This window comes from Limosilactobacillus reuteri subsp. porcinus, from assembly GCF_036621895.1.
GTDB classification, from domain to species: Bacteria; Bacillota; Bacilli; order Lactobacillales; family Lactobacillaceae; genus Limosilactobacillus; species Limosilactobacillus reuteri_J.
This window is the reverse complement of sequence record NZ_LN887408.1, coordinates 1-8,248: the sequence shown is the minus strand read 5'-3', so window position 1 is coordinate 8,248 and position 8,248 is coordinate 1. Positions and strand designations below refer to the sequence as shown.

The window sequence follows — 8,248 nt, the reverse complement described above, 5'->3', positions numbered from 1 at the left end:
ATCGGTAGGGTAAGTATGCGATGTTTCCAGAATCTCCCACTTCAAGCATTAAACCGTAGGTTTAGCTAAGTGGGAGTAGTTCAATGGTAAAAAGAGTATAATAATGACGATGAGCAAAGTGAAAGGAGGAGTTTATTATCAAAAGTGCAATTCCTGTTCATGTAAATCTCTCAACGATCATTGATCAAAATGGACAGCAAGAAAAATTTACCTTTACTGAAGAAGGTACTTTTGTTGAAATGAATGGTAAGTATTATTTACGGTACATTGAACACCAAGATAGTCAAGAAACGCCGGTCCAAATTAAATTTGAAGATGAGCTAATCCGCTTAAGAAGGCGTGGAAATGTCGAAACAAACCTATTTTTAGACCCAACACAAGAAACCATCATGCGGTACCAAACAGAATACGGCATGATTAAAATTGACGTGTTAACAGAAAGTTTGGAAAAAGACGTTGATGTAAAGGCTCCGGCTGGTTACCTTTCTGTTAAGTACCAACTAAAACAAGCGGGACAATTAATAGGTAGTTACCAACTAGAATTGCAATTTGCTGCTTAATATTGTATGATGTAGTTTAGACTTTTTGAAGGGATGTGCACCAATTTGGATTTAAAGGTTTTTGACGGTCAGGACAAATCAGAACTTTCAATGATTGAAGTCGCACACGCTATTTTAGCTCACCATGGAGAAGCAATGGCGTTTGTTGATTTAACCAACGAGGTTCAGCAATATCTGGGTAAGAGCGATGAGGAAATTCGTGAACGTCTTGCACAGTTCTATACTGACTTAAATGTTGATGGCAGTTTTATTTCCCTTGGTGACAACACCTGGGGTCTGCGTGCTTGGTACCCATTCGAATCTATCGATGAAGCCACAGTTGGTGAAAACGAAGAAGATGAAGAGGATGATCGTCCAAAGAAGAAGCGGCGTAAAGTCAATGCCTTCCTCGCAGACACCGATGACGATGACGATGTAATTGACTATGACAATGATGATCCTGAAGATGAGGATCTTGATACTGACGATGACACTGATTCTGAAGATGATTATGATGACGACACTGATGACTTCAGTGACGACGATGATGATCTTGACGACGGTATTGAAGGTCAGCTATCAGAATTACATGATGAAGAAGATGAAGACGAGGATGACGAATGATTTTCAACTTTGTGCTTGACTATTATTTATTGACCCTGTATTATTTTTCTTGGGCGCCTGTAAAAACAGGCCAATAAGTTCGTAGATAAATAAGCTCCCTGTTTCAGTGTTTTATTTGAAATAGGGAGTTTTTTCTATTATCACACCCGCAAATATAAAAAAGGAGTAGACGACAATGACGAAATACATTTTTGTAACCGGTGGAGTTGTATCATCATTAGGAAAGGGAATCGTTGCTGCCTCTTTAGGACGGTTATTAAAAAATCGGGGCCTGAAGATTGCAATCCAAAAATTCGATCCTTACATCAATGTTGATCCCGGTACGATGAGTCCATACCAACACGGTGAAGTTTTTGTGACTGATGACGGAACAGAAACTGATTTGGACCTTGGTCACTATGAACGTTTTATCGATAATGATCTTAATAAATATTCAAATGTTACAACGGGTAAAATCTACTCTGAAGTTCTTCGTAAGGAACGCCGTGGGGATTACCTTGGTGGGACAGTACAAGTTATTCCACACATCACTAATGCCATTAAGGACAAGATTAAGCGTGCTGGTGAAAGTACTGATGCTGAAGTTGTAATTACCGAAATTGGTGGTACAGTTGGGGACATTGAATCACAACCATTCATGGAAGCTATTCGCCAAATGAAAGAAGAAGTGGGTAGTGAAAATGTATTGTACATCCATACTACCTTAGTACCATATCTTCGTGCTGCTGGTGAAATGAAGACTAAGCCAACTCAACACAGTGTTCGCGAATTACGTGGTTTAGGAATCCAACCTAACATTTTAGTCGTTCGGACAGAGCAACCAATTACTGATGATATGCGGAAGAAGATCGCCTTATTCTGTGATGTTGATCCTAAAGCCGTTGTTGAATCGATGGATGTTCATACCCTTTATGAAATTCCGTTAAACTTACAAAAGCAAGGAATGGATCAATTGGTTGTCGACCACTTTGGTTTAAACGTGCCAGAAGCTGACATGACAGAATGGACTGAAATGGTAAATCATATTGAACATGACTTAACTAAGACCGTTAAGATTGCGATGGTTGGTAAGTATACTGACTTACAGGATGCTTATATTTCAGTTAATGAATCATTACGTCATGCTGGTTATCCTGTCAATGCTAAGGTAAAGATTGACCACTTTAATGCTGAAAACATTACTCCAGAAAATGTTGAAGAGACATTGAAAGACTACGATGGGATTCTTGTTCCTGGTGGTTTTGGAAATCGGGGAGTAGAAGGAATGATCACTGCAATTAAGTATGCTCGGGAAAATGATGTTCCTTATCTCGGTATTTGCTTAGGAATGCAAACAGCATGTATTGAATTTGCACGCGATGTATTGGGCTACACTGATGCAAACTCAACTGAATTTGATACAAACACTAAACACAATATTATTGACTTGATGGCAGATCAAGCGGACATTGAAAATATGGGAGGAACACAACGGCTTGGTGCATATCCATGTAAGCTTAAGCCAGGAACAGTTGCGGCAGCGGCTTATGGTAACCAATCAATGATCAGTGAACGGCACCGTCACCGTTATGAATTCAACAACGACTACCGTCAGGAAATGGAAAACCATGGTTTAGTTATTTCTGGAGTAAACCCAGATCGGAATTTAGTTGAAGTAGTTGAAATTCCTGATAAAAAATTCTTCGTGGCTGCTCAATATCACCCAGAATTCAAGTCGCGTCCTAATCATCCAGAAGGATTATTTGCTGCATTTGTAAAAGCAGCTGCTGAGGACAAATAAAAATTTAAATTGTATAATATATTTAATACAAGAGATGGGGGCAAGAATGTCGCTTCTCTTGTTTTTTGTTTAGTAGAATTGTTAAATTTTAAGTTAAATATGCTAATTTTTGGCCTGACCTTATGATTTTTTTTAAGATTGTTTATAAAAGGTTGTAATTCTCTTGATATTTCATTATCATTACAGTTGACTGTTTTGTAACTGAAATAATCATTAACTTAGCTTAAATGAAAAACAGACTAAAATTTTTAAGTGAGGAAACGCAGAAATGAAGAAAATGATCATTCAAGGAGGAAACCGTCTTTCTGGCGAAGTTACGATCGGTGGTGCCAAAAATAGTACAGTGGCATTAATTCCAGCTGCTATTCTTGCGGATACCCCTGTAGAGTTTGACACGGTTCCAGATATCTTGGATGTTCACAATCTGATGATTATTTTGGAGTCAATGAATGTAAAGTCCGAGTTTAGTCACGGAGTTTTAGATATTGATCCAACACAAATCGTAGAAGCTGAACTTCCAAGCAAGGCAATTAAAAGTCTTCGGGCTTCCTATTACTTTATGGGTGCATTATTAGGTCGTTTCCATCGCGCGACATTAACATTTCCGGGAGGCGATAATATCGGCCCCCGCCCAATTGACCAACACTTAAAAGCATTTAAAGCACTTGGAGCAACCGTTATCGAAGAAAAGGGTACTGTTCATTTAGATGCGCCGAATGGCTTACATGGGTCTCGGATCTTTTTAGATATGGTATCAGTTGGTGCAACGATTAATGCTATCTTAGCAGCTGTTCGCGCTGAAGGAACAACGATTATTGAAAATGCAGCTCGTGAGCCGGAAATTATCGACTTGTCAACATTCTTAAATAATATGGGTGCCAAAATTCGGGGTGCTGGAACCGATACTATCCGTATCACTGGAGTAAAGACACTTCAGTCAATGAATACTCATACAATTATTGCTGATCGAATTGAAGCAGGAACATACCTATCCTTGGCGGCAGCGCTTGGTGATGGGGTTATGATCCATAATGTTATTCCTGAACACTTAGAATCATTTACCAGTAAAATGATTGAAATGGGTGTTGAACTTCAAATCGATAGCGATAAGATTTATGTACCAAAATCCAGTCATTTACATCCGGTTACTGTTAAGACAATGCCATTCCCTGGTTTTGCTACTGATTTACAACAGCCGCTTACCCCATTGATGTCACTTGCTGATGGTGATAGTATGATTGTTGATACCATTTATCCCAAGCGTGTAAAGCACATTTCCCAATTACAAAAAATGGGGATGAAGATTGAAGCACATGATGGGATGATTATCGTTAAACATACAGAAAAGCTTCATGGCGCAGAGGTCTCTGCAGGTGAGATTCGTGCCGGAGCAGCTTTAACCATTGCTGGATTAATGGCAGATGGACAGACTGTAATTAATAATGCCGGAAATATTTTACGGGGTTACGATCGAATTGTATGGAAGCTTAATCGCCTTCATGCCAATGTTTCTATTGAGGACGATTCTTCAGTAAAAATTGGTTAGAAGTTGCGTACTTCTTTAAATCGTGGTATCCTGTTAAAGTTGATTATCTATGTTTCAGGCAATGATTCATGGCAAAAGGAGCGTAATAAATTATGAAACAAGGAATTCATCCAGATTATCATCCAGTAGTTTTTGAAGATTCATCTACTGGTTACAAGTTTCTCTCTGGCTCAACAGCCACTTCAAGTGAAACTGTTAAGTGGGAAGACGGTAATGAATACCCATTAATTCGGGTTGAAGTTACTTCAGATTCACACCCATTCTACACTGGTAAGCAAAAGTTTACCCAAGCCGACGGTGCTGTCGACAAGTTCAACAAGAAGTACGGTCTCAAGTAATCGAACTTCTTACAATTCAAAAAAGCCGGGAAAAGCGAAAGTTTTTCTCGGCTTTTTTGAATTAAGTCCAATAAATCATTATTAACGTTATTTTGCGTCTTTAAGTATTGATCTTTCTCTGCGTATAATATTGATAATTGAGAAAGTGGGGGGCTACCTATGCATGAAAAAATAATTAATCGAATAATTGCCCTGCATCGTTATTCTTTCGTTAGGATAACCCGGCAGACATTAATTATGATTTTTCCCATTGTTTTTATTGGAACGATGGCAAAGATGATTTTAAAAACTGTTTTTAAACCAGATGGCTTTATTTATAATGTTGCTTTTCTCGATGTTATACCACAGAACGTGTTGCGGGTTATTCAATTTGTATTAACTAGCATTAGTCAATTAACTTTAGGGATTCTGGGAATTTATACTGTTTATATGGCAGCAAAGTTTACGGCGAAAAGGTATCGGCGAGACGGTAAATTTGCGGGAATAACAGCTATTCTGACCCTTTTACTAATGTCTTATCGTTATGGTAAGTTTTCCCCACAATTTTCACTTAGCTTTTACCAACGGCTCCTTAGTGGTAACAGTTTGTTAATCGTTTTAATTCTTGGATATGGAGTCGGTCAGCTTTACCGGTGGTTAACTCCACCAAAAGATGGTGATAATACCAATGCGTTGCCGTTATTGAAAGAACGATCATTTAGTTCAATGCTGCCAATGACAATTAGTCTTATTTTTGGAGTGACGGTTGCTCTTTTCTTAAATTCCAACACAATCTATCATGCTTGGTCAACAAGTTACTCCACGTTAGTTACGACTGCCCAAGAGCATCGGCAATTATGGCTGACGTTATTAGCTACGATGGGGTTAACAATATTTGATTGGTTGGGATTAGGCGTTCCATACACCTCGATGGCATTAACATCTGGAGATTCATTTACGGCTAACTTGAACTATGCGCTCGCTCATGGAACTCCGTGGAATGTACCGTATGAGTTTTTAGGCAGTTCTCTTTATAATTCATTTGCTAACTTTGGGGGCGATGGATTGATCCTTGCCTTGATAGTTGCCATTCTGTTAACTTCTAATGGCTCCTATATGCATCGTGTTGCACGGTGGGCGGCCTTACCAACATTATTTAATTTTAATTATGCGGCAATGATTGGCTTACCGGTTGTATTTAATCCATTATTTCTGATCCCATTTGTCTTCTTACCGATTGTAAACATTCTCCTTGCCAGTTTAGCGATTGCGATTCACTTAATACCTTCAACGCCTTACCCGGTTTTGCAGGGGACACCGGGACCGCTTATTAGTTTTTTGGGGACAAATGGTAATTGGGGAATTTTGATTTTTACCTTGGTATTGCTTTTAATCGATATCGCTGCCTATATCCCCTTTGTAAAAATGGCCCTAGTTGTTGAAAATCGCTTAACATTAGCAGAATAGGACGTGATCAGTCATGAAAAGAATGACTAAATCAATTCTCCATACTCGTTTAGTATTGATTGGCCTAATATTGATCTTAGTCCTAATGGCAATTCCAGCATATTTTTGGATGAAAGATACAAATAAATATTTAGCTGCCCAACATAATTCTAGAATGTCACCGATAATTATGGTTCCTGGAAGCTCAGCAACACAAAACCGCTTTAATCCACTTATTCGTAAACTTAACGAAGATAGCCCTAAAAAACATAGTGTGTTGCGCTTAGAAGTAATGAACAGCGGTAAAATTGTTTCGCAAGGATGGATAAATCGCGGCGATAACGAGCCGATTATCGTGATTGGCTTTGAGAATAATCGCGATGGCTATCAAAATATAAAGAAACAAGCGCAAATGGTTAATCAAGCCTTTGAACGATTGACGGAAGAGTATAACTTTAATAACTTTAAGGCGTTTGGCCACTCCAATGGGGGACTAGTATGGACTTATTGGTTGGAACATTACTACCCTGAATATAAAGATGCGATTACAATTAAAAGGCTAATGACACTGGGAACGCCATACAACTTTGCGGAATCTTCTGTTAGTCATCCGACACAAATGTTTTCTGATTTTGTAAAGTATCGGAGTCGGATTCCTAAAAACCTATTAGTTTATTCGGTCGCGGGGACAGAAACTTATACATCGGATGGTCTCGTCCCAGAAGGAAGCGTCGATGCCGGTAAATACATTTATCAAAAACAAGTGGCCCATTATACGAGAATGACGGTCACGGGAAAAGATGCTCAACACTCTAACTTGCCACAAAATAAACAGATTGTACGGTTAATTGAAGAGTATTTGCTTGATCCAAATGACAACGGTAATCCTAATTCGCAAAATAAGCAGAGGGCTACTCAAAATTAATTAAGCAGGTTATACTAAGTTCATAATAAAAAGTAAGGAGCTCAATATCGTGAAAAAAGATAAAAAGCGATCATTTGAATGGTTACGGTGGACAGCGGTTGTTGTACTGTTACTGGTATCAGTTGTCTTAATTTTTAACCAGCAGATTAAGTCTTACTTAGTAGGGAGTTATAAACCTGAGATTACTCGGCAAACGGTTCAAAGCAACCAAAAGAAAAAAGCAACCTATGATTTTCAAAGTGTCAAAGATCTTAACTTGCAAACGGCTGCCAAGGCTCGTGCAAATAAGCAATCGATTAATACCATTGGAGCAATTACGGTTCCGGCTATTAATATGACGATTCCAATTGCTAATGGGGTTGATAATACCACTCTTGCGTTAGCAGCAGGAACCCTTCGTCCAGACATGAAGATGGGGGAAGGCAACTATGCGTTAGCTGGTCATAATATGGCCCATGGGAGCAAAATCCTCTTTTCTCCATTGTACTATCATGCTAAGGTAGGGCAGATGATTTATATCACCAACATGGATCGCGTTTATGAATATAAGATTTATCAACGTGAATTCATTGCGGCAACCCGGGTTGATGTGGTAGACAATACGCCGGAAAAGATTATAACTTTGATTACTTGTGACGCTACCGGGGCTAATCGGTTGATGATCCGCGGTAAATTTGTTAAATCAGAACCATTTACGAAAGCACCACAAAATGTGCAAAAGAATTTTAGCGAGAAATATACAACAGGTCGTTAAAGGGAGCGAGACAGAAGTCACTTGTGACTTCGTTTTTCGACGCGAAGCAAGCCTCTGGGAGCCCCCGCAAGCAACAATAGGCCTCCAATGTTCGGTTTTTGAGCCGGACGTTGGAGGCCATTGTTGTACTGCGTATTTGCTTTTTATGAAAGTAACTTAACTTATATCACGGCCCTTTTTTGTTTGCAAATTTTTAGCAATATTTGTAATCCATTCCAAATTAAGAAAAAGGTGGATTATAGAATGAAGTTAGCCACCCAGTTGGTGGTAAATAAAAAACGCCATTCGGCGTGACATCAGGTATCATATTAAGTGAA

General features: G+C 38.9%; 8 protein-coding genes. All 8 read left to right on the top strand.

Annotated elements, in window-relative coordinates:
- Nucleotides 1-149 precede the first annotated feature (149 nt).
- The 8 genes from AACL61_RS05340 to AACL61_RS05305 all read left to right on the top strand — a co-directional run bounded on the left by AACL61_RS05340 (nucleotide 150) and on the right by AACL61_RS05305 (nucleotide 7,931).
- Nucleotides 150-560: a YwiB family protein gene (locus AACL61_RS05340; RefSeq protein WP_102816007.1), complete on the top strand. Its 411-nt coding sequence runs from the start codon at nucleotides 150-152 to the stop codon at nucleotides 558-560.
- Between the two features lie 45 nt (nucleotides 561-605).
- Entirely contained in the window at nucleotides 606-1,163 is a 558-nt protein-coding gene (rpoE, locus tag AACL61_RS05335; protein ID WP_172401344.1) for a DNA-directed RNA polymerase subunit delta, read from the top strand.
- A gap of 175 nt (nucleotides 1,164-1,338) precedes the next feature.
- Nucleotides 1,339-2,943 carry a CTP synthase gene (locus tag AACL61_RS05330; RefSeq protein ID WP_003671286.1) on the top strand — a complete coding sequence of 535 codons (1,605 nt, stop codon included), beginning with the start codon at nucleotides 1,339-1,341 and terminating at the stop codon, nucleotides 2,941-2,943.
- Nucleotides 2,944-3,211: 268 nt separating this feature from the next.
- Nucleotides 3,212-4,489, top strand: a complete 1,278-nt coding sequence (locus tag AACL61_RS05325) for a UDP-N-acetylglucosamine 1-carboxyvinyltransferase (protein ID WP_339111088.1) — start codon at nucleotides 3,212-3,214, stop codon at nucleotides 4,487-4,489.
- A gap of 92 nt (nucleotides 4,490-4,581) precedes the next feature.
- Nucleotides 4,582-4,827, top strand: coding sequence for a type B 50S ribosomal protein L31 (locus AACL61_RS05320; protein WP_003665599.1), 246 nt, complete (start codon nucleotides 4,582-4,584; stop codon nucleotides 4,825-4,827).
- A 159-nt stretch (nucleotides 4,828-4,986) separates the two neighbouring features.
- Nucleotides 4,987-6,273, top strand: coding sequence for a PTS transporter subunit EIIC (locus AACL61_RS05315; RefSeq protein ID WP_339111087.1), 1,287 nt, complete (start codon nucleotides 4,987-4,989; stop codon nucleotides 6,271-6,273).
- A 13-nt stretch (nucleotides 6,274-6,286) separates the two neighbouring features.
- The gene (locus AACL61_RS05310; protein WP_003667221.1) at nucleotides 6,287-7,177 is read left to right on the top strand and encodes an alpha/beta hydrolase; all 891 of its coding nucleotides are present in this window, start codon (nucleotides 6,287-6,289) and stop codon (nucleotides 7,175-7,177) included.
- A 49-nt stretch (nucleotides 7,178-7,226) separates the two neighbouring features.
- Nucleotides 7,227-7,931: a class A sortase gene (locus AACL61_RS05305; protein WP_003667224.1), complete on the top strand. Its 705-nt coding sequence runs from the start codon at nucleotides 7,227-7,229 to the stop codon at nucleotides 7,929-7,931.
- Nucleotides 7,932-8,248 lie beyond the last annotated feature (317 nt).

Bases quoted from the DNA above. Each gene is read 5' to 3' on its own strand.
- AACL61_RS05330 (WP_003671286.1), top strand. From the start codon at position 1,339: ATGACGAAATACATTTTTGTAACCGGTGGAGTTGTATCATCATTAGGA.
- AACL61_RS05325 (WP_339111088.1), top strand. From the start codon at position 3,212: ATGAAGAAAATGATCATTCAAGGAGGAAACCGTCTTTCTGGCGAAGTT.
- AACL61_RS05320 (WP_003665599.1), top strand. From the start codon at position 4,582: ATGAAACAAGGAATTCATCCAGATTATCATCCAGTAGTTTTTGAAGAT.
- AACL61_RS05315 (WP_339111087.1), top strand. From the start codon at position 4,987: ATGCATGAAAAAATAATTAATCGAATAATTGCCCTGCATCGTTATTCT.
- AACL61_RS05310 (WP_003667221.1), top strand. From the start codon at position 6,287: ATGAAAAGAATGACTAAATCAATTCTCCATACTCGTTTAGTATTGATT.